This window comes from Duganella vulcania, from assembly GCF_009857655.1.
GTDB lineage: Bacteria > Pseudomonadota > Gammaproteobacteria > Burkholderiales > Burkholderiaceae_D > Rugamonas > Rugamonas vulcania.
The window spans coordinates 1-20,024 of record NZ_WWCX01000005.1 but is presented as its reverse complement, the minus strand read 5'-3'; the positions used below and the strand labels follow the sequence as shown (position 1 = coordinate 20,024).

Genomic DNA, 20,024 nt, shown 5'->3' with positions numbered 1-20,024 from the left:
GTTGAAGGGAGTATTACATACCCGGACCTGCATGGCCAGCGGGTACAATGCCCGCTGCAACGATGCGACACCGCGCCAGCCGGCGCTTTACACGGAACAGGGACTATGCTGCGGGCGATTTTGTGGGACAACGACGGCGTGCTGGTGGACACCGAACGCCTGTTTTACGAGGCGAACCGGGACCTGTTCCGGCCGCTGGGGCTGGAGTTGAGCGAACGGCACTTCTTCGACTGGTACCTGGCCGACAACTGCGGCGCGTGGCATCTGCTCGAACCCCAGCTCGGCGTCGCCGAGATTGACGCCTGGCGCGACGAGCGCAATCGCCAGTATGCGGCCACGCTGGCTTCCGCAACCATCCCCGCCATCGACGGCGTCGGCGAGGTGCTGGCCAGCCTGTCGCCCCGCCTGCGCATGGGCGTGGTGACCAGTTCCAATCGCGACCACTTCGAGATCATCCACGACCGCCTGGATTTGCTGCCGCATTTCGAGTTCGTGCTGACCTTCGAAACCTACGCGCGCAGCAAGCCGGCGCCCGATCCCTACCTGCTGGGCCTTGAGCGGCTGGGCGTGCGCGCCGACGAATGCCTGGTGGTGGAAGACTCGCCGCGCGGCCTGCAAGCCGCGACGGCGGCCGGCATCCGCTGCATCGTGCTGCGCAATGAGCTCACGCGCGGCCATGACTTTCCCGGCGCCTGGCGCGTGGTCGACACCATGCCGCAGCTGCTGGCCGAGATCGAGCAGCTGATCGCGCCTTAGCGGGCCGACGACGCGCGCCGCGCCGATGGTGCTTCCAGCGCGGCGTATTGTTCGCCTGGACCCTGGGCGCCGCGCCGCGCGGACTGGATCGGCTTGACGCTGGCGCTCCGGCGCCCACCCGCATCGCCCACCAGCTTGAACACGCCGACCGCGCCTTGCAGATGCATCGCCTGGTCGCGCAGCGTGGCGGCAGCCGCCGATGCCTGTTCCACCAATGCCGCGTTCTGCTGCGTGGTCTGGTCCATTTCGGCGATGGCGCCGTTGATGTGCTCAATCCCGGACAGCTGCTCCTGGCTGGCGGCGGCGATGTCGCTCATGATGTCGGTGACGCGGCGCACGCTGGCGACGATCTCCGTCATCGTCACGCCGGCCTGGTCGACCAGCTTGGCGCCGGCGTCGACCTGGCCGACCGAGTCGCCGATCAAGCCCTTGATTTCGCGGGCCGCCGCTGCCGAGCGTTGCGCCAGGTTGCGCACCTCGTTGGCCACCACGGCGAAGCCGCGTCCCTGTTCGCCGGCGCGGGCCGCTTCCACGGCGGCGTTCAGGGCCAGGATGTTGGTCTGGAAGGCGATGCCGTCAATGACGGCGATGATGTCGACGATCTTGCGCGCCGAGGCGTTGATCGAGGCCATGGTGTCGACCACTTGCGCCACCACCGCGCCGCCCTGGCCGGCGACGTCGGAGGCCGACACCGCCAGCTGGTTGGCCTGCAGCGCGTTGGCGGCGTTCTGCTTGACGGTGGAGGTGAGCTCCTCCATCGACGATGCGGTCTCTTCCAGCGAACCGGCCTGGCGCTCGGTGCGCTCGGACAGGTCCATATTGCCGGCGGCGATTTCCGACGACGCGGTGCCGATGGCCTCGGTGCCGCCGCGCACCTCGGTGACGATGCTGATCAGGCTGGCGTTCATGTCCTTCAGCGCGGCCGACAGCTGGCCGATCTCGTCGCGGGAGCGTATCTCGATGTGGGAGCTGAGGTCGCCTCCTGCCACGGTGCGCGCCACCCGCACCGCATGGCGGATGGGGCCGACGATGCCGCGCGTGATGAACCACGCGGTGAACAGGCTCAGTGCGCCGCCGGCCACGCCCAGCGCGATCATCAGCGTGCTGTAGAAGGAGGCGATCTGCTGCGCGTTGCCGGAGGCGTGCTCGACGCTGGTCGCGCGCAGGCCGGCCGAGCCCACCGCGACCACCACGGCAAGCATCATTGTTGTTAATGAGAAGGCAATGGTCAGGCGCTGACCTATCTTGATGTCGGCTATTTTCATGTCTCGTTTTATTGTGATTTTGAGTACCGGTATTTGCTCCGGGGAACAGAAAGTGTAGCAGCGAACGGTCGTGCGAATCTATAACTTTTAGCAATATTTCGCTGGCGTGCGACGGCAGTGTTGCGCTTTGGGTAGCATGGTCCCAGCAAACAGAGTAAGGAGATGATCATGTCTAAAGGAGCGAGTCCCAAGCGCGAGCGCGAATACAAGGAACTGGAGCACAAATTCGAGAAGGAAGGCCGCTATCCGGGCCGGGAGGAAGAGGTCGCTGCCCGCATCGTCAACAAGCAACGGTCCGAGGCCGGGGAGACCAAGGAAGCCAAGGCGCCCCGTGGCGGCACCGGGCACCGGCGCGCCAACACCACCCGCAGCGCCCGCCGCAACAAGCCGTCGTGATGGTGGCCATCACCATATTTTTCACCTGCCGGTTGCTAAACGATGTAAAATAATAAGCAGTGTTGTCGCAATTGAAATAAAACTCAGCCTCTGGTAGGGCGGATGTTTGGAAGGGCTGGAACCGTCGCGGTTCCGGCCCTTTTTGTTTTTACGGCTGGATCCAGGCCCGGCTGGCGCTCAGCACGGCCGTCAGGATCAGCAGCGCACCCATGACGCGGGCGGCGACCGTGGCGGCGGCCGGGTGCGCGGCAAACCATCCGCTGGCGCCGCTGGCGGCATAGGCCAGCGCGCCGTAGACGCCCAACTGCGTCAGCGCGGTGATGCCGCCCAGCACGCCGGACTGCACCCACAGCGGCCCCTGGCCCGGCTTGAGGAATTGCGGAAAGATCGCCAGCATGAAGATGTAGGCCTTGGGGTTGAGCAGGCTGGTGGTCAGCGCGCGGCGGAAGATGACGGCGTCGGCCATCGCCTCGGCCCCCGGCGTCGGGTGGAAGATGCTGTCGCTGCGCAGCAGGCTGTAGCCCATCCAGGCGATGTAGACCGCGCCCGCCAGCAGCATGATCCTGAACAGCGGCGGCCAGCATTGCAGCACCACCGCCACGCCCAGCGCGCCCATGCACAGGTGGCAGAAGCCGCCGGTGATGATGCCGCCGACCGCCGCCATCCCCGAGCGGCGCCCGCCCAGCATGGAACTGCCCATGACGAAGGCCATGTCCAGGCCGGGCAGGGCGATCACTCCGAAGACGACGACAAAATACAGCCACAGATTGGCGGTTTGACTCATGTGTTACTCCCTGGTTGGTGTGTTTTGTCCAGCTTAGCGATCAATCAGGACGGATTTGGCCCTATAAACCTGCTATCTTTGCGGCATGTACCATCCCACCACCCGCGTGCTGGCAGTCCTGGAGCTGCTGCAAACCCATGGCCGTATGAGCGGCGCCGAGATGGCGCGCCGGCTCGACGTCGACGGCCGCACCTTGCGCCGCTACATCGTCATGCTGGAACAGATCGGCATCCCGATCATGGCCGAACGCGGCCGCTACGGCGGCTACGCGCTGATGCCCGGCTTTAAATTGCCGCCGATGATGTTCACCGACGACGAGGCGCTGGCGTTGTCGCTGGGCCTGCTGGCGGCGCGCGGGCTGGGGCTGGCGGAGGCGGCCCCGGCGGTGGCCAGCGCGCAGGCCAAGCTGGGGCGCATCATGCCGGACGGCTTGCGCCAGCGCGTGGACGCCATCGATGGGACGGTGCGGCTGGATCTGCGGTCCGTTGCCCAGCAGGGGGCCGGGCCGCAGGACAATGCGGCGCTGACGGCGCTCAGCCTGGCCGCCAAGTCGCGCCGGCGCGTGCACCTGCGCTACCGTTCCGGCGGCGTCGAAAGCGAGCGCGACGTCGATACCTACGGGCTGGCGTACTACGGCGGCTACTGGTATGCGGTCGGCTACTGCTATCTGCGTGCCGATATCCGCACCTTCCGCCTCGACCGCGTGCTGCAGGTGGCGCCGGCGCGGGGCGGTTTCCAGTTGCCGGCCGGTTTTGATGCGCTTGAGCATTTGCGCCTGTCGGTGGCCGCGCTGCCGCGCAGGTTTGCCGCCACGATCCTGCTGGAGACCGACCTGGCCACCGCGCGCCGCGCCTTCGTCGACACCATCGGCCTGTTTGAGCAGACCGCCGACGGCGTGCTGCTGCGTAACCAGTCCGACGACCTGGGCTGGCTGGCGCGCCAGCTGGCCGCCGCGCCGTTCGCCTTCACGGTGGTCGAGCCGGACGCGCTGCGCGAGGAGTTGCGCACGGTTGCCGGGCGCTTGTTGCGGGCGGCCGGGCTCCGCTAGAATGCCGCCACGCCAAATTTTCTCGAAGGAATTATGTTTCTGATTCAAAGAACTGTCGCAGCGGCAGCGCTTGCTTGCGGCTTGCTGGGCGCCGGCCTGGCCTGGGCCGGCAATTGCCCCGCGCATTATGTCGATGGCCGCCTGCCGGAAATCCGCAACGCCAAGATGAACGCCGCCACCACCGAGTTGTGCTTCGGCGTGTTCGGCGTCATGCATTCCGGGATCACCCGCACGCCGCTGTGGTCGGCCGAGCATTTGACCGCCGATAATATCGAGGCGGCCAAGGCCTTGTCGCGCGAGAATTCCTTCCACACGGAGCCGCAGTTGCCGGCCGGCGTGCGCGCCGAGCTGTCCGACTACGCCCGCAGCGGCTACGACCGCGGCCACATGGCGCCGAACGGCGACATGCCGGACCGCGAAACCCAGCACGAGAGCTTTACGCTGGCGAACATGGTGCCGCAGGACGCGGACAACAACCGCCACGTCTGGGCCGGCATCGAGGGCGCCGTGCGCAAGCTGGCGCAGAAGGAGGGCGACCTGTACGTGATCACCGGCCCGGCTTTCATCGGCGATAATCTGCAAAAGGCCGGCAACGTGCTGGTGCCCACCCATTTGTACAAGCTGGTGTATAGCCCGCGCCAGCGCGCCGGCGCCGCCTTCTTTATCGAAAACCGCGCCGACGCGGAATATGAAACACTGAGCGTGGCGCAGCTGGAGGCGCGGGTCGGCATCAATCTGCTGCCGTCCTTGTCGGCCGAGCAAAAGGAGACGATGTTGCGTCTGCCTAAGGTCAAGCCACGTAAATCCCGGAGCTAATCATGAGTAAATTTGTCCCCTATGCCAACGAGTCGGACGTGTTGAACATTGGCCAGCTGTCGATAGAAAACCGGCTGGACCGCATCACCCTCAGCGGCGATGTCGACCTGACCGCCGACCAGGCCGGCCTGGCCGACGCCCGCGCGCTGCATCGATTGCTGGGCGATGTGGTGGCGCGGCTGGAGGCGCAAAAGCTGCCGGCCAAGCTGCCGCCGCCAGCCACGCAGACGGTGGCCAACCCGTTCGACTGACCGCCCCTGTGGCCGCTAAGACTGGTCCGGCAGGCTGATCCGGTTGCGGCCCATGTGCTTGGCGCGATACAAAGCCGAGTCGGCCGTCGCCACCAGCTGGCTCGGGTCGCTGCCCGGCGCCGCCAGCGCGGTGGCCGCGCCTATGCTCACCGTCACCACATGCCGGGTGCTGCCCAGGTTGGGCAGGTGCAGCTGTTCCACCCGGCAGCGGATGCGCTCGGCCACGATGGCCGCGCCTTTCAGCGACTGGTTGGGCAGGATCACGGCAAACTCCTCGCCGCCGTAGCGCGCCACCAGGTCGTTGGCGCGCATCTCGCTCGACACCGCGCACGCTATCCTTTGCAGGCATTCGTCGCCGCCCAGGTGGCCGTAGGCGTCGTTGTACTGCTTGAAATTGTCGACGTCGACCATCAACAGCGACAGCGGCTGCTCCTGGCGCAGCGCGCGCTGCCACTCGGCCAGCAGGGTGTCGTCGAAGCAGCGGCGGTTGGCCAGGCCGGTCAGGCCGTCGCGGGTGGCCAATTGCTCCAGCGCCACCTGGGCGCGTTTTTCGTCGGTGACGTCGCGCAGGGTTTCGGCCACCGCGACCAGCTTGCCTTCTGCGTCGAAGATGGGGCTGGCGTCGGCCGCCAGGTAGCGGCGCCGGCCCACGCGCGGCATGTCGCACCAGTTTTCGGCCCGCAGGCCGCTGTCGTTGTCGTTGCGGCGCACGTGCTGGTTGTACAAGGCCTGGGCGTCGGCGTCGCGGCCGTGCATGACCAGGTCGGCCAGTGTCGGGCGCTGCTCGTGGTAAAAGCTCTTCCAGTGGTCGGTGGTGCCCAGCACTTCCCAGGCGTCGACGCCGGTCAGCCGCTCGCAGGCGCGGTTCCAGATGATGACCTTGCCGTGGACATCGATGACGAAAGTCGGTATGACCAGCAACTCCATCAGTTTCAGCGCGAAGCCGTGTTGCATGTCGGCTTGCGAGAATTCCATCAGGTGCTGGATTTTTTGAGTGGACATTGTTGGTCCCCGTTATGCGAACGTTGGTTGAATCGGGAAAGACATGGTCAGCGCGGTGCCGTGGCCGGGTTGGCTGGAGATGTCGAAGCGGCCGCCGGCTTCGGCCACGCGCTGGGCGATGCCGCGCAGGCCGCAGCCGCGCCGGGCGGGCGGATCGGGCAGGCCGATGCCGTTGTCGCGCACGGTGAGGCTCAGGCTGCCGGACACGCGGCACAGGCCGATGCAGACCTCGGACGCCTGCGCGTGCCGGGCGATATTGCTCAGCGATTCCTGCAGGATGCGGTAGACCGCCGCGTCCAGGCGCTCGTCGGTCGGCGCGCTGAAGGCCTCGCCTTCCGCTTCCAGCCGGCAGGGTATGCCGCTCAGGCGCGAAAACTGTTCGACCTGTTGCTGGACGGCGCCTTGCAAACCACTTTCCAGCTGCTCCGGGCGTAAATCGCGCACAATGGTGCGCAGGGAGCGGGTGGCTGTTTGCAGGCGCGCCTCCACCTGGGCCAGCGGCTGGGCCAGCGCTTCGTGCTGCTGCGCAAGCTTGGCGACGTCGAAGGTCATGGCCAGCAGGTGCTGTCCCATGTCGTCGTGCAAGTCGCGGGCGATGCGGCGGCGTTCGGCATCGCGCAGCGATTGCTGGCTGGTGTTGAGGCGGCACACTTGCGCACGGGTGTCGGCCAGCGCCTGGTCGGCCAGTTCGCTGCGGCTGCGCTCGCGGGCCAGTGCGGCATCCATGGCCGAGAGCGCCGCCCGGAGCCGGCGTTGCCGCCACAACATTAACAGTGCTATGCCGGCGAGCAGTACCGCGCCGACGGCGATGACATCAATTTCCAAGAACGGTTGTGCGTAGCGCATGATTTATTTTCCCCTGGTAGCGTCCACCAGATCAACATTACGTCGTTGCCGTGCAGTAGTATTGCGCAATGTCAATTTCCGCCGGCATAGACCGGAAAGTGTGGCGTGGGATATAATTGAGGGTTGTCCTATCAGGAACTGCCGTGACTTACAGCATCAAAGAGATTTTTTACACGCTGCAAGGCGAGGGCGCCCACGCCGGGCGTCCCGCCGTGTTCTGCCGTTTTTCCGGCTGCAATTTGTGGACCGGACGTGAGAGCGATCGCGCCAGCGCCGTCTGCCAGTTCTGCGATACCGACTTTGTCGGCACCGACGGCGAGGGCGGCGGCAAGTTCACCACGCCGGAAGCGCTGGCCGCGACCATCAACGCGCTGTGGCCGGACACTTATACCGCCAGCAAATACGTGGTGTTCACCGGCGGCGAGCCGTTGTTGCAGCTGGACTCGGCGCTGATCGATGCGATGCATGCGGCCGGTTTTACGATCGCGATCGAGACCAACGGCACGCTGCCGGTGCCGGAAGGCGTGGACTGGATCTGCGTCAGCCCGAAGATGGGTTCCAAGCTGGTGGTGACCAAGGGCAGCGAGATCAAGGTGGTGATCCCCCAGACCGGCCAGGACCTGTCGGCCTACGAGCAATTGGACTTCGAGCATTTCTTTGTGCAGGCGATGGATGGCCCGCTGGCCGAGTTCAATACCAAACTGGCGATCGACACCTGCAAGCGCAATCCGAAATGGAAACTGAGCTTGCAAACCCATAAACTTTTACAGATACCCTAATCATGCTGACCATTACCCGCAAGCTGGAATTCGACGCCGGCCACCGCATCCCCGACCACAAGAGCCAGTGCCGCAACCTGCATGGTCACCGCTACACGCTGGAAATCACGCTGACCGGCAACATCATCACGGCCGAGGGGAATTCCGACAACGGCATGATCATGGACTTTTCCGATATCAAGGCACTGGCCAAGGAACACCTGGTCGATGTCTGGGACCATTCTTTCATCGTCTACGAGAAGGATGCGGCGGTGCGCGATTTCCTCGCCACGCTGCCGGGCCACAAGACGGTGGTGATCGACCGCATTCCGACCGTGGAAAACCTGGCCCACGTGGCCTTCGAAATCCTGAAGGCGGCCTACAAGGACCGCTACGGCACCGGCCTGCACCTGCACAAGCTGGTCCTGCACGAAACCCCTAACTGCTGGGCAGAAATCACCGATGCCTGACGACGATTTTATGCGGCAGGCGCTCGAACAGGCCCAGCACGCGTGGGATCTGGGCGAGGTGCCGGTCGGCGCGGTGGTGGTCAAGGACGGCGTGGTGATCGCGCGCGGCTACAACCAGCCGATCGGCCGGCATGACCCGACCGCGCACGCGGAAATCGTCGCGCTGCGGGCGGCGGCCGAGGCGCTGGGCAATTACCGGCTGCCGGGCTGCGAACTGTACGTGACGCTGGAGCCGTGCGTGATGTGCTCGGGCGCGATGATGCATGCGCGCCTGGCCAAGGTGGTGTACGGCGCCACCGACCCCAAGACCGGCGCCTGCGGCTCGGTGGTGAACCTGTTCGAGCAGGAACAGCTCAACCATCACACCGCCATCGCCGGCGGTGTGATGGCCGACGAGTGCGGCGCGATGTTGAAATCCTTCTTTGCCGCCCGGCGCGCGGCGGCCGCCGCGGCCAGGCGCGGCACGCCGGAATAGCGGCGGTTTTCTCCGGTGCGGTAAAAATGGTATGCTCAAACTACTGTTATCCGTACCGTCCTGGGAGAGACCGCCTTGGCTACCGCACAAGCAAACGGCATCACGATCGCTTACGAGGCCAGTGGCAATCCGCTGGACCCGGCGGTATTGCTGATCATGGGCCTGGGCATGCAGCTGATCTCCTGGCCGCAGGACCTGGTCGACGGCCTGGTGGAGCAGGGCTATTACGTAATCCGCTTCGATAACCGCGACAGCGGCCTGTCCAGCAAGTTCGACCACCTCAAGCAACCCAATCTGATGCTGGCCTACCTGAAATCGCTGGTGGGCTGGAAGCAGGCGCCCGCCTACACGCTCAACGACATGGCCGACGACGCGCTCGGCCTGCTCGACGCGCTGGGCGTCGCCGGCGCGCACCTGGTCGGCGCGTCGATGGGCGGGATGATTGCGCAGATCTTCGCCGCCCGCCATCCCGGGCGCACGCTGAGCCTGACGTCCATCATGTCCAGCAGCGGCCGGCGCGGCCTGCCCGGCCCGACGCCGGCCGCGCGCAACGCGCTGATGCGCACGCCCGCCTCGCCGCACAACCGGCGCGACGTGGTCGACCGCATGGTGCAGGTGTATCGCATCATCGGCAGTCCCTCGTTCCCGACGCCGGAGCGCCAACTGCGCGACGGCATCGAGCGGGCGCTGGACCGCAGCACCTGTCCGGCCGGCATGGCGCGGCAGATGGTGGCCGTGGTGGCGTCGGGCGACCGCACGCCGTTGCTGCGCAAGATACGCTGCCCCGCGATGGTGATCCATGGCGCGGCCGATCCGCTGGTGCCGCTGGCCTGCGGCGCCGACACCGCGGCCTCGATCGCCAACGCCAGGCTGCACGTGATCGAGGGCATGGGGCACGACCTGCCGCCGCAGTTGATCGAGCGCCTGCTTGCCTTGCTTGAGCATCACCTGCGCGGTAATATATTGCCGGACCATCCTCCGCTGACGCCGCACCGGGCGGGCAGCGGCACCCACCAATGACAGGGGTATTTTGAGCACATCGACTTTCGGCATCGCGATTGCCGCCACGGGCGGTTACGCGCCCGACCATGCAGCACTTCAAAACGGCATCGAGCGCCTGCGTCAGCAAGGCCATCTGGTCCACAACTATTACGACGACGATAAAAAGTTCCAGCGCTTCGCCGGCACCGATGCCGGCCGTCTGGCGCAGCTGAACGCCGCCGCCGCCGACCCCGACGTGCAGGTGGTGATCGCACTGCGCGGCTCCTACGGCATGAGCCGCCTGTTGCCGTCGATCGATTTTCAGGCGATGGCGGACAGCGGCAAGCTATTTGTCGGCTATAGCGATTTCACGGCGTTCCAGATGGCGTTGATGAAGCGGACCGGCCGCATCAGCTTTGGCGGCCCGATGATGTGCGACGATTTTATCCGCGAGACGCCGGTCGATTACACGCTGCGGCAGTTCTGGGATTGCCTGCGCGGTCCGGTGCATACGGTGCGCGGCGCGGTGGCGGAGGGGGGCTCGGATAATCCGCTGGTCGATGTCGGCGGCAAGCTGTGGGGTGGCAACCTGGCGATGATGGTCAGCCTGCTGGGCACGCCATATTTCGCGTCCGAGCCGAACGGCATCTTGTTCCTGGAGGATATCAGCGAGCATCCGTACCGGGTCGAGCGCATGGTGTTGCAACTGCTGTACGCCGGCGCGCTGGACGGCCAGCGGGCGCTGGTGCTGGGCGATTTCTCGGGCTACAAGCTCAGCGCCTTCGACAACGGCTACGATTTCGAGACCATGCTGGCCTACCTGCGCGAGCGCTTGCCGATGCCCGTCCTGACCGGCCTGCCATTTGGCCACATCAAAGAACGCGCCACGCTGCCTTACGGCGGCATGGCGCATCTGGTATCGAGCGAACGCGGCTTCGATCTGACGATCAGCGATTATCCGACGTTGGGACGCTGACGGCGGCGGGCGGCGACCCCCACCAGGCCCAGGCCGGCCAGCAGCATGGCGTAGGTTTCCGGTTCAGGTACGGCCGTGACGGTGACACTGACGTTGTCCAGGCGAATGAAGCTCGGATCGTTGCGCGCGCCGAATTTGAGTTCGGTTGTGGCGGCGGTCGCCGTCAGGCCGGTCAGCGTGACGTGGCTCCAGTTGTGCACTTCATTCGAGAAACCGTACACGCTCACACCGTTGAAATCCGCTTCAAAAGTGGCGTTGCTGGTGGCGCTATTGTACACATCAAAGCTCAGCGTATAGGTCGAGCCGGCCGAGGTTGCCAAGGCCTGGCTGATGTACGCCGGCGAACCGGTCGCGCCGCTGCGCCATACGTAGGTATGGTTGGAGGTCACGGTATTGGAAATGACGTCCGACAGCGAAGGATTTCCGGACTTGGTCCAGCCGGCGAAGGTGCCGGTTTCGAAGTTTCCGTTGACGACCAGCTCGGTGGCGGCTTGTGCCGAAAAGGCGCTGGCGGCCAGGACTGCGGCGATTGCTAATTTCTTCATTGATGGCACCCCATTAAGTATTTTTATTGCAAGAGAGTTGTCATAGTACTCTCATTCAAGGGGGATTGTCCAATGGGAAATGTTGATGTGGCAAATCATCCACGCCCCCTCGATTCGCCCGGCATGCCCAGCTAGTGGTAAAATGCCCGGTTAATCAAATCCATGCTTTAAGGGCCTTATCCGTGCTAAGTACAGCTAACATCACCATGCAATTCGGCGCCAAGCCGTTGTTCGAAAACATTTCCGTCAAATTCGGCGATGGCAACCGCTATGGCCTGATCGGCGCCAATGGTTGCGGCAAGTCCACCTTCATGAAAATCCTGGGCGGCGACCTGGAACCGTCGGGCGGCAACGTGATGCTGGATACCAACGAACGCCTGGGTAAGCTGCGCCAGGACCAGTTCGCCTACGAAGAGATGCGCGTACTGGACGTGGTGATGATGGGCCACACCGAAATGTGGGCGGCGATGCAGGAACGCGATGCGATCTACGCCAATCCCGAAGCCACCGACGACGACTACATGAAGGCCGCCGAGCTGGAAGGCAAGGTCTCCGAATATGACGGCTACACGGCCGAGTCGCGCGCCGGCGAGCTGCTGCTGGGCGCGGGCGTCAGCATCGACTTGCACCAGGGTCCGATGAGCAATGTGTCGCCAGGCTGGAAGCTGCGCGTGCTGCTGGCGCAGGCGCTGTTCTCGAATCCGGACATCCTGTTGCTCGACGAACCGACCAACAACCTGGACATCAACACCATCCGCTGGCTGGAAGATGTGCTCAACGAGCGCAACTCCACCATGATCATCATTTCCCACGATCGCCACTTCCTGAACCAGGTCTGCACCCACGTGGCCGACATGGACTACGGCACGCTGAAGATCTATCCGGGCAACTACGACGAGTACATGTTCGCGTCGACCCAGGCCCGCAACCAGCAGCTGGCCAACAACGCCAAGGCCAAGGAAAAGGTCGCCGAGCTGCAGGACTTCGTGCGCCGCTTCGCCGCCAACAAGTCCAAGGCCCGCCAGGCGACCTCGCGCGCCAAGCAGATCGAAAAGATCAAGGTCGACGACATCAAGCCATCGTCGCGCGCCTATCCGTTCGTGCGTTTCGACGGCGAGAAGAAGCTGCACCGCCTGGCGGTCGAGGTGGATTCGATCTCGAAGAAGTACGACCGCCAGCTGTTCAATAACTTCAGCATCATGGTTGAGGCGGGCGAGCGCATCGCCATCATCGGCGCCAACGGCGCGGGCAAGACCACGCTGCTGCGCTGCATCGGCGGCGACGACATCGCCGGCCTGCACGCCGACCACGGCACGGTCAAGTGGGCCGAGAACGCCAACGTCGGCTACATGCCGCAGGATCCTACCGAGGAATTCGCGGCGGGCGAGACCTTGACCGACTGGATGGGCCACTGGACCAAGGAAGGCGACGACGACCAGGCCGTGCGCTCGATCCTGGGCCGCCTGCTGTTCGGCGGCGACGAGGTGAAGAAGTCGGTCAAGGTGCTGTCCGGCGGCGAGAAGGGCCGCATGATGTACGGTAAGCTGATGCTGGGCCGCCACAACGTGCTGCTGCTCGATGAACCGACCAACCACATGGACATGGAATCGATCGAGTCGCTCAACATCGCGCTGGAAAAATACGCCGGCACGCTGATCTTCGTTTCCCACGACCGCGAATTCGTGTCGTCGCTGGCGAACCGCATCATCGAGATCAAGGAAAACGAAGTGGTCGATTTCCGCGGCAACTACGAAGACTACCTGAGCAGCCAAGGCATCGACTAAGCGTCGGTCCGAGTCCGATAAAGAATCCCGCCGCAAGCGGGATTCTTTGCAATGTGCGATAGTTATTGCCTCCCGTTTTACGTTCACTGAACACCATGGAAACCATAGAGATCAAATCCGTCGAGTACGAGCACCATCAAGACGGAGCCAGCTGCACCGCCCACGCCTGGGCGCGCACGCCAGCGACGCCATCCCCCGAGCAACGCACCGCCCTCAAGGAGCGCATCAAGCGCCTGCTGAAGGAAAAGGAAGCCGTGCTCGTTTCCCACTATTATGTCGACGCCGACCTGCAGGACCTGGCCGAGGAAACCGGCGGCTGCGTCTCCGATTCGCTGGAGATGGCGCGCTTCGGCCGCGACCATCCGGCCAAGACGCTGGTGGTGGCCGGCGTGCGCTTCATGGGCGAGACCGCCAAGATCCTCAGCCCCGAGAAGCGCATTTTGATGCCGGACCTGGACGCGACCTGCTCGCTGGACCTGGGGTGCCCGGCCGATGAGTTCACCGCCTTCTGCGACGCCCATCCGGACCGCACGGTGGTGGTGTACGCCAACACCAGCGCCGCCGTCAAGGCGCGCGCCGACTGGATGGTGACCTCGTCGATCGGCCTGGACATCGTCAAGCACCTGCACGAGCAGGGCAAGAAAATCCTATGGGCGCCGGACAAGCACCTGGGCTCCTACATCCAGCAGCAGACCGGCGCCGACATGCTGCTGTGGCAGGGCTCCTGCCTGGTGCATGACGAGTTCAAGGGCATCGAACTCGATCTGCTGAAGGCCGAGTATCCGAACGCCAAGGTGCTGGTGCATCCCGAATCGCCGGCCAATGTGGTGGCGCTGGCGGACGTGGTCGGCTCGACCACGCAGATCATCAACGCCGCAGTCGAGTCGGACGCCGATACCTTCATCGTCGCCACCGACAACGGCATCCTGCACAAGATGCGCGCCGCCGCGCCGGGCAAGCGTTTCATCGAGGCGCCGACCGCCGGCAACAGCGCCAGCTGCAAGAGCTGCGCGCATTGCCCGTGGATGGCGATGAACGGCCTGCAGAACCTGGCCGACGTGCTGGAAAAAATGGATGGCGCCAACGAGATCCATGTGGATTCGGAAATCGGCAAGCAGGCGGTGACTTCCATCAACCGCATGCTGGATTTCGCGGCAGCCAAGAAGGCCAAGGTGCAGCCCGGCGCTGACCTGGCAAAAGAAGCTAAACTGTTTTCGGGAATCGGTCCGGCATGAGTACCTTAGTCAACACCTTTGCGCCTTTCGACGACGCGCTGAAGTCGGCCTTTGAAGGCAACCTGCTGGCGGCCCTGCTGGAAGACGTGGGCAGCGGCGACCTGACCGGCCTGCTGGTGCCCGATGGCGGCCGCGCCACCGCGCGCGTGATCGTGCGCGAGGACGCGGTGCTGTGCGGCGCGCCGTGGTTCGAAGGCATCATGAACTGCATGCAGGCCGGCATCGAGATCGACTGGCAGTATGCCGAGGGCGATCTGATGAAGGCCGACAGCCTGGTCTGCACCATCCAGGGCCCGGCGCGTGCGCTGCTGACGGCGGAACGCGCGGCGCTCAATTTCCTGCAGCTGCTGTCGGGCGTTGCGACCGCGACCCGCAAGTATGTCGATGTGATCGCCGGCACCCGCGCGGCCATCCTCGATACGCGCAAGACCATGCCTGGCCTGCGCCTGGCGCAGAAGTACGCGGTGCGCGTGGGCGGCGGGCAGAACCAGCGCCTGGCGCTATACGACGGCATCCTGATCAAGGAAAACCATATCGCGGCGGCCGGCGGCGTCACCGCCGCGGTGCTGGCGGCCAAGCGCCTGGACAAGGGCGTGACGATCCAGGTCGAGGTGGAGAGCATCGCCGAGCTGGAGGAGGCCCTGGCGGCCGACGCCGCGTCCATCCTGCTGGATAACTTCAGCCTCGACATGATGCGCGAGGCGGTGCGGCTCAACGCCGGCCGCGCCTTGCTGGAAGCGTCCGGCGGCATCAACTTCGAGACCGTGCGGGCCATCGCGGAAACCGGCGTGGACCGCATCTCCATCGGCAGCCTGACCAAGGACGTGCGCGCAACGGACTACTCCCTGCGCATCGTCGGCTAAGGTCATCACTGAAAAATTCATCTAATTTCATTAATATTATTAATTAAGAATGACTTAAATATAATATAATCGCTCCTGTTATTTTTTTAACCACTAACGACAGGAGCGAATTCGATGAAATTGCAATTTTTGGCGGGTGTTGTGGCGCTGGGCCTGGCTGGCTTGGCGCATGCGGATGGTTTCGTCAACGGTAACTTCGAGGCTGGCACGACCGCCGGCTGGACGACCGGCGGCGGTGACCGTTCCTACACCAACAACGCCAGCATACTGCCTTCCCAATTCCTGCCAGGCGGCAGCCTGAACCAGGACAGCGGCTCCCGTGGCGCCGTGATCGATGGCAGCTACGTCGATCCCAACCTGGGCTCGCTGATCGGGACGACCGTGTACAGCGGCAAATATGCCTATCGCGCGGAAGATACGATCTCCGGCGGCCTGGCGACGGTCATCAGCCAGAAGGTCAGCAACTACACCGAGGCGAACATCTATTTCGCCTGGAAAGCAGTGTTGGAGAATGGCGGCCACGTTGAAGACGAATCGGCGCTGATGATGTTGACTTTGACTGACGACACCACCGGCAAATTGCTGATCAATCGCAGCTACAACGCGGGTTACACCGGTGGCGGCGTGGACAGCCGTTTCGCCAGCCATGGCGACCTGTTCTACACGCCTAACTGGCAGGTGGAACAATTGAGCATCGACCAATCCTTGTCTGGCCACAGCTTCACGCTGTCGCTGCTGGCGGCCGACTGCCAGCCGACCGCACACACCGGCTACGCCTACCTGGACGGCTTCGGTTCGGTCTCCCCACCTGTGCCTGAACCTACCACCTATGGCATGATGCTGGCCGGGCTGGGCCTGCTGGGCTACATGGTTCGCCGTAAGAAATCGGCTTAAGCTGCCTGGTGCTGCTGGGCGGTGCTAGGGGGCTATGCTCTTGCGCATCTTTGCCAGCGGCACCTTGATGTCGCCGGGCAGTGTAATTTCGAATCGTTCGACCAGCGTAAAGCCGCATGCCAGGTACAGGGGCACGCCTGGCATGGTGGCGGCCAGTTCCAGCGTATGGAAACCGCCGGCTGACGCGGCGTCGCTGCAGTGGGTCAGCAGCAAGCGGCCCAGGCCCTGCCGGGCCGCCGACGGATCGACGAAAAAGGCGCGGATCCGCGCCGCTTCCGCGGCCGGATCGAGCAGCGGATCGGCGCCTTGCTTGGCGCGGTCGGCGCCGAACAGCGTGCTGCGCTTGCTCCAGCCGCCGCAGGCCACCAACTCCCCATGCTTTTCAATCAGAAAATAGGTCTGGTCTGCGACCAGTTGGCTGTCCACGCCGAACACGTGGCGCGTGACGGCCTCGGCTTGCTCCTTGGTGTAGAAGCCATCGCTCAACTCGATCCCCGAGCGCGCGATCAGCGCCTCCATCGCGGGGATGTCGGCTGGCTGGGCTGCGCGCACGGTGATCATTGTTTGCGGCGGGACGGCGTCAGGATGCTTGGCAGGGCTTTCGGCAGCGTCTCCGGATAGTCGCGGCTGAAGTGCAGGCCGCGGCTTTCGTGGCGCTGCAAGGCGCTGTTGACGATCAGGTTGGCCACGTCGACCAGGTTGCGCAGCTCCAGCAGGTCGTGCGTGATGCGGAAGTTCTGGTAGTACTCGTCGATCTCTTCCTTCAGCAGCGCGATGCGGTGCTGGGCGCGCTCCAGCCGCTTGGTGGTGCGCACGATGCCGACGTAGTTCCACATGAAGCGGCGCAGCTCGTCCCAGTTGTGGGCAATGACCACTTCCTCGTCTGCGTCGGTGACACGGCTTTCGTCCCAGTCCGGCAGGTAGGGCACTTCGCCGGGGGCCTTGGCGGCGATGTCGGTGGCGCAGGCGCGGCCGATCACCACGCATTCAAGCAGCGAGTTGCTGGCCAGGCGGTTGGCGCCGTGCAGGCCGGTGCAAGCGGTCTCGCCCACGGCGTACAGGCCGGGCAGGTCGGTGCGGCCTTGCAGGTCGGTGACCACGCCGCCGCAGGTGTAGTGCGCGGCCGGCACGATCGGGATGGGCTGCTTGGTGATGTCGATGCCCAGTTCCAGGCAGCGCGCGTAGATGGTGGGGAAGTGTTCGATCAGGAACTCGGCCGGCTTGTGGCTGATGTCCAGGTGCACGTAGTCGAGGCCGCGTTTCTTGATCTCGAAGTCGATGGCGCGCGCCACCACGTCGCGCGGCGCCAGTTCGGCGCGCTCGTCGTGGGCCAGCATGAAGCGGGTGCCGGCGGCGGCGCCTGCTTCCGGAGGCAGCTTGAGCAGGCCGCCTTCGCCGCGGATCGCCTCGGTGATCAGGAAGGACTTGGCGTACGGGTGGTACAGGCAGGTCGGGTGGAACTGGATGAATTCCATGTTCGACACGCGGCAGCCGGCGCGCCAGGCCATGGCGATGCCGTCGCCGCTGGCGGTGTCGGGATTGGTGGTGTACAGGTAGACCTTGCCGGCGCCGCCGGTGGCCATCACGGTGTGCTCGGCGGCGAAGGTCAGCACCTGGCCGGTCTTCTCGTCCTGCACGTAGAGGCCGTAGCACTTGGGCTGGGCGTTGCCTTTTTTGACAGGATGCAGCTTGTCGGAGGTGATCAGGTCGATCGCGCAGTGGTGCTCGAACAGGCTGATGTTCGGGTGGGCGCGGACTTTTTCCTCCAGCGTCACCTGCACGGCGTGGCCGGTGGCGTCGGCCGCGTGGATGATGCGGCGCTGGCTGTGGCCGCCTTCGCGGGTCAGGTGGAAGCCCAGTTCGGCTGTGTCGTCGCGGGTGAAGGGCACGCCTTGTTCGATCAGCCATTCGATCGCCTCGCGGCCGTGCTCGACGATGTAGCGCGTGGCGCCCTCGTCGCACAGGCCGCCGCCGGCGACCAGCGTGTCGTCGATGTGCTGGGTGTGGCTGTCGCCCGAATCGAGCACGGCGGCGATGCCGCCCTGGGCCCAGTTGCTGGCGCCGTCCTTCAGGGCTCGCTTGGAAATGATCGCGACTGTGCGCGTTTCGGCCAGGTGGAGGGCGACCGACAGGCCGGCCAGTCCGCTGCCGACAATTGCAACATCAAATTTCATGATTACGTTTGAATGCGGTAAGGAACCATGACTATAGACCATTTGTCATGAACGCGTCATATCCGTCTGATTTTCCGCGATTTCGGGCCTGAACCGAGCAGCCGATTGTGGCCGCTCAAGACGCAGCTGCCGGGTGTTGGCGATGATCGGAACTACACCGCCGTTTGGTGCCGGGGAGCGGATCGTGATCAGGATATTCCACCATTATGTGTCGAAGATGGGCTTCATGCTGTTGCTGCTGGAGCTGCTTGTGCTGTTGACGGCGGCCGTGGCCAGCGCGCCCTTGTGGCTCAAGGGCCGGCATGGCGGCGCCGACCAGCTGTACCTGCCGGCGCTGGCGTTCGCGCTGGTGATGGTGCTGAGCATGGGCACGCTCGGCATGTACCAGCATAATCAGTCGCGCGAGGACATCAAGAACACCTTGCTGCGCATCCTGCCGTCGTTCGTGCTGGGCTTTTGCCTGATGAATTTGTTGTCGAGCATGCTCCCCGGCCTGCCGTTCGGGCGGGTGGGCAGCGTGGTGTTCGTGCTGGGCGGGGCGGCGGTGCTGCTGGCGCGGCTGGTGGTGTTCACGTCGGCCCAGTCGAGCATGATGGAGCAGCGGCTGATCGTCATCGGCGACGGCGCCACGGCGCGCGAGTGCCTGGAGCTTGGCGCCAGCAGTGTCGGTTTTCATGCGTTCAAGGTGGTGGGTTTTGTGCCGGTGTCCGGCGAGGTATCCTGCGTGCCGGCCACGATGCTGCTGCCGGCGGACTTGTCCCTGCTGTCGCTGGCGCGGCGCTATGCGATCGATGAGATTGTCGTGTCGGTCGGCGACCGGCGCAACGGCGCGTTTCCGGTGCGGCAGTTGCTTGAATGCGCGCTGGGCGGCGTGCAGGTCACCGACGCCGCCACCTTTTTCGAGCGGGAGGCCTGCCAGATCCGCGTCGATTCGCTGCAGCCCAGTTATTTGATCTTCGGCGGTGGATTCGACCAGAGCCTGCTGCGGGCGGCCGTCAAGCGGGCCTTCGACCTGGTGGCCAGCGGCGCGATCTGCGTGGCGGCGCTGCCGGTGATGCTGCTGACGGCGCTGGCGATCCGCATCGAGGACGGCGGCCCGGTGTTCTACCAGCAGGAGCGGGTCGGGCGCGACAACCGCCGCTTCAAGGTATTGAAGTTCCGCAGCATGCGGCTGGACGCCGAGCAGGACGGCAAGCCGAAATGGGCGGCGCTGGACGACCCGCGCGTGACCGCCGTCGGCCACTGGATACGCAAGCTGCGCATCGACGAGTTGCCGCAGATGCTCAATGTGTTCAAGGGCGAGATGAGTTTTGTCGGTCCGCGCCCGGAGCGCGCGTATTTTGTCGACCAGCTGTGCGGCCAGATCGCCTACTACAACGTGCGGCACAGCATCAAGCCCGGCATCACCGGACTGGCGCAGGTGCGCTACAGCTACGGCGCCTCGGTGGACGATGCGCAGCGCAAGCTGCAATACGATCTGTACTACGTGAAGAACAACAGCCTGTTCCTCGATTTGCTGATCCTGATCGACACGGTGCAAGTGGTGTTGTTTGGAAAAGGCGGGCGCTGATGTCGTGGACGCTGGTGGCCGGTTACAGCTACGGGCTGGCAGCGCTGGCGTTCGCGGCATTGGCGGCGCTGCTGCTGCGCGGCGGCTGGCGCGCGCGCGGGCATGCGGGGGCGTTTGGCGCGGCATGCCTTGCGA

21 protein-coding genes and 1 pseudogene are annotated in these 20,024 nt (G+C 64.6%); 15 read left to right on the top strand and 7 right to left on the bottom strand.

Features of this window, described 5'->3' with window-relative positions; translation table 11 throughout:
- Nucleotides 1-105 precede the first annotated feature (105 nt).
- Nucleotides 106-756, top strand: coding sequence for an HAD family hydrolase (locus GTP90_RS06120; RefSeq protein WP_161082660.1), 651 nt, complete (start codon nucleotides 106-108; stop codon nucleotides 754-756).
- Here the strand turns inward: GTP90_RS06120 and GTP90_RS06115 are convergent.
- Nucleotides 753-1,808 (bottom strand): annotated as a pseudogene (locus GTP90_RS06115) (methyl-accepting chemotaxis protein); the annotation flags it as partial. The gene GTP90_RS06120 and the pseudogene GTP90_RS06115 sit on opposite strands and share 4 nt — an antisense overlap.
- A gap of 381 nt (nucleotides 1,809-2,189) precedes the next feature.
- Between GTP90_RS06115 and GTP90_RS06110 the strand changes: the two are divergent.
- Nucleotides 2,190-2,417, top strand: coding sequence for a hypothetical protein (locus GTP90_RS06110; protein WP_161082659.1), 228 nt, complete (start codon nucleotides 2,190-2,192; stop codon nucleotides 2,415-2,417).
- A 148-nt stretch (nucleotides 2,418-2,565) separates the two neighbouring features.
- Here the strand turns inward: GTP90_RS06110 and GTP90_RS06105 are convergent, their stop codons facing one another.
- Nucleotides 2,566-3,201, bottom strand: a complete 636-nt coding sequence (locus GTP90_RS06105; RefSeq protein WP_161082658.1) for a LysE family translocator — start codon at nucleotides 3,199-3,201, stop codon at nucleotides 2,566-2,568.
- A gap of 85 nt (nucleotides 3,202-3,286) precedes the next feature.
- Between GTP90_RS06105 and GTP90_RS06100 the strand changes: the two genes are divergently transcribed.
- The 3 genes from GTP90_RS06100 to GTP90_RS06090 are packed head-to-tail and all read left to right on the top strand — an operon-like array spanning nucleotide 3,287 to nucleotide 5,316.
- On the top strand, nucleotides 3,287-4,249 hold the full coding sequence (locus GTP90_RS06100; protein ID WP_161082657.1) for a helix-turn-helix transcriptional regulator: 963 nt from the start codon (nucleotides 3,287-3,289) through the stop codon (nucleotides 4,247-4,249).
- Nucleotides 4,250-4,282: 33 nt separating this feature from the next.
- Entirely contained in the window at nucleotides 4,283-5,065 is a 783-nt protein-coding gene (locus tag GTP90_RS06095) for a DNA/RNA non-specific endonuclease (RefSeq protein WP_161082656.1), read from the top strand.
- A 2-nt stretch (nucleotides 5,066-5,067) separates the two neighbouring features.
- Entirely contained in the window at nucleotides 5,068-5,316 is a 249-nt protein-coding gene (locus GTP90_RS06090; protein ID WP_161082655.1) for a hypothetical protein, read from the top strand.
- A 15-nt stretch (nucleotides 5,317-5,331) separates the two neighbouring features.
- On the opposite strand, the gene GTP90_RS06085 is transcribed toward GTP90_RS06090, so the two are convergent.
- Together GTP90_RS06085 and GTP90_RS06080 are read right to left on the bottom strand one after the other, a co-directional pair.
- The gene (locus GTP90_RS06085; RefSeq protein WP_254451751.1) at nucleotides 5,332-6,318 is read right to left on the bottom strand and encodes a sensor domain-containing diguanylate cyclase; all 987 of its coding nucleotides are present in this window, start codon (nucleotides 6,316-6,318) and stop codon (nucleotides 5,332-5,334) included.
- Between the two features lie 12 nt (nucleotides 6,319-6,330).
- The gene (locus GTP90_RS06080; RefSeq protein WP_161082654.1) at nucleotides 6,331-7,164 is read right to left on the bottom strand and encodes a sensor histidine kinase; all 834 of its coding nucleotides are present in this window, start codon (nucleotides 7,162-7,164) and stop codon (nucleotides 6,331-6,333) included.
- A gap of 143 nt (nucleotides 7,165-7,307) precedes the next feature.
- On the opposite strand from GTP90_RS06080, the gene queE reads away from it, so the two are divergent.
- The 5 genes from queE to ldcA all read left to right on the top strand — a co-directional run bounded on the left by queE (nucleotide 7,308) and on the right by ldcA (nucleotide 10,824).
- The gene (queE, locus tag GTP90_RS06075; RefSeq protein ID WP_161082653.1) at nucleotides 7,308-7,943 is read left to right on the top strand and encodes a 7-carboxy-7-deazaguanine synthase; all 636 of its coding nucleotides are present in this window, start codon (nucleotides 7,308-7,310) and stop codon (nucleotides 7,941-7,943) included.
- A gap of 2 nt (nucleotides 7,944-7,945) precedes the next feature.
- The gene (gene queD / locus GTP90_RS06070) at nucleotides 7,946-8,392 is read left to right on the top strand and encodes a 6-carboxytetrahydropterin synthase QueD (protein WP_117015083.1); all 447 of its coding nucleotides are present in this window, start codon (nucleotides 7,946-7,948) and stop codon (nucleotides 8,390-8,392) included.
- Nucleotides 8,385-8,867, top strand: a complete 483-nt coding sequence (gene tadA / locus GTP90_RS06065) for a tRNA adenosine(34) deaminase TadA (protein ID WP_117015084.1) — start codon at nucleotides 8,385-8,387, stop codon at nucleotides 8,865-8,867. Before queD ends, tadA begins: the two co-directional genes overlap by 8 nt.
- 75 nt (nucleotides 8,868-8,942) lie before the next feature.
- Entirely contained in the window at nucleotides 8,943-9,887 is a 945-nt protein-coding gene (locus tag GTP90_RS06060) for an alpha/beta fold hydrolase (protein ID WP_161082652.1), read from the top strand.
- Between the two features lie 10 nt (nucleotides 9,888-9,897).
- Nucleotides 9,898-10,824: a muramoyltetrapeptide carboxypeptidase gene (gene ldcA, locus GTP90_RS06055; RefSeq protein ID WP_161082651.1), complete on the top strand. Its 927-nt coding sequence runs from the start codon at nucleotides 9,898-9,900 to the stop codon at nucleotides 10,822-10,824.
- Here ldcA and GTP90_RS06050 read toward each other — a convergent pair.
- On the bottom strand, nucleotides 10,803-11,369 hold the full coding sequence (locus tag GTP90_RS06050; protein ID WP_161082751.1) for a PEPxxWA-CTERM sorting domain-containing protein: 567 nt from the start codon (nucleotides 11,367-11,369) through the stop codon (nucleotides 10,803-10,805). The two genes, ldcA and GTP90_RS06050, sit on opposite strands and share 22 nt — an antisense overlap.
- A gap of 182 nt (nucleotides 11,370-11,551) precedes the next feature.
- Between GTP90_RS06050 and GTP90_RS06045 the strand changes: the two genes are divergently transcribed.
- From GTP90_RS06045 to GTP90_RS36815, 4 genes are all read left to right on the top strand, one after another.
- Nucleotides 11,552-13,153, top strand: a complete 1,602-nt coding sequence (locus tag GTP90_RS06045) for an ABC-F family ATPase (protein WP_161082650.1) — start codon at nucleotides 11,552-11,554, stop codon at nucleotides 13,151-13,153.
- Between the two features lie 95 nt (nucleotides 13,154-13,248).
- Nucleotides 13,249-14,388, top strand: coding sequence for a quinolinate synthase NadA (nadA, locus tag GTP90_RS06040; protein ID WP_161082649.1), 1,140 nt, complete (start codon nucleotides 13,249-13,251; stop codon nucleotides 14,386-14,388).
- The gene (gene nadC / locus GTP90_RS06035) at nucleotides 14,385-15,251 is read left to right on the top strand and encodes a carboxylating nicotinate-nucleotide diphosphorylase (RefSeq protein WP_161082648.1); all 867 of its coding nucleotides are present in this window, start codon (nucleotides 14,385-14,387) and stop codon (nucleotides 15,249-15,251) included. Before nadA ends, nadC begins: the two co-directional genes overlap by 4 nt.
- Nucleotides 15,252-15,365: 114 nt before the next feature.
- Nucleotides 15,366-16,145, top strand: a complete 780-nt coding sequence (locus GTP90_RS36815; protein WP_254451750.1) for a PEP-CTERM sorting domain-containing protein — start codon at nucleotides 15,366-15,368, stop codon at nucleotides 16,143-16,145.
- Between the two features lie 24 nt (nucleotides 16,146-16,169).
- Here GTP90_RS36815 and GTP90_RS06025 read toward each other — a convergent pair whose 3' ends face one another.
- Both GTP90_RS06025 and nadB read right to left on the bottom strand, forming a co-directional pair.
- Nucleotides 16,170-16,706, bottom strand: coding sequence for a GNAT family N-acetyltransferase (locus GTP90_RS06025; RefSeq protein ID WP_161082647.1), 537 nt, complete (start codon nucleotides 16,704-16,706; stop codon nucleotides 16,170-16,172).
- Complete coding sequence (gene nadB, locus GTP90_RS06020) at nucleotides 16,703-18,319, bottom strand: L-aspartate oxidase (RefSeq protein ID WP_161082646.1); 1,617 nt, start codon at nucleotides 18,317-18,319, stop codon at nucleotides 16,703-16,705. The genes GTP90_RS06025 and nadB overlap by 4 nt, the downstream gene beginning before the upstream one ends.
- A gap of 184 nt (nucleotides 18,320-18,503) precedes the next feature.
- Here nadB and GTP90_RS06015 point away from each other — a divergent pair, with 184 nt between their 5' ends.
- Nucleotides 18,504-19,889 carry a TIGR03013 family XrtA/PEP-CTERM system glycosyltransferase gene (locus GTP90_RS06015; RefSeq protein ID WP_161082645.1) on the top strand — a complete coding sequence of 462 codons (1,386 nt, stop codon included), beginning with the start codon at nucleotides 18,504-18,506 and terminating at the stop codon, nucleotides 19,887-19,889.
- Nucleotides 19,890-20,024 lie beyond the last annotated feature (135 nt).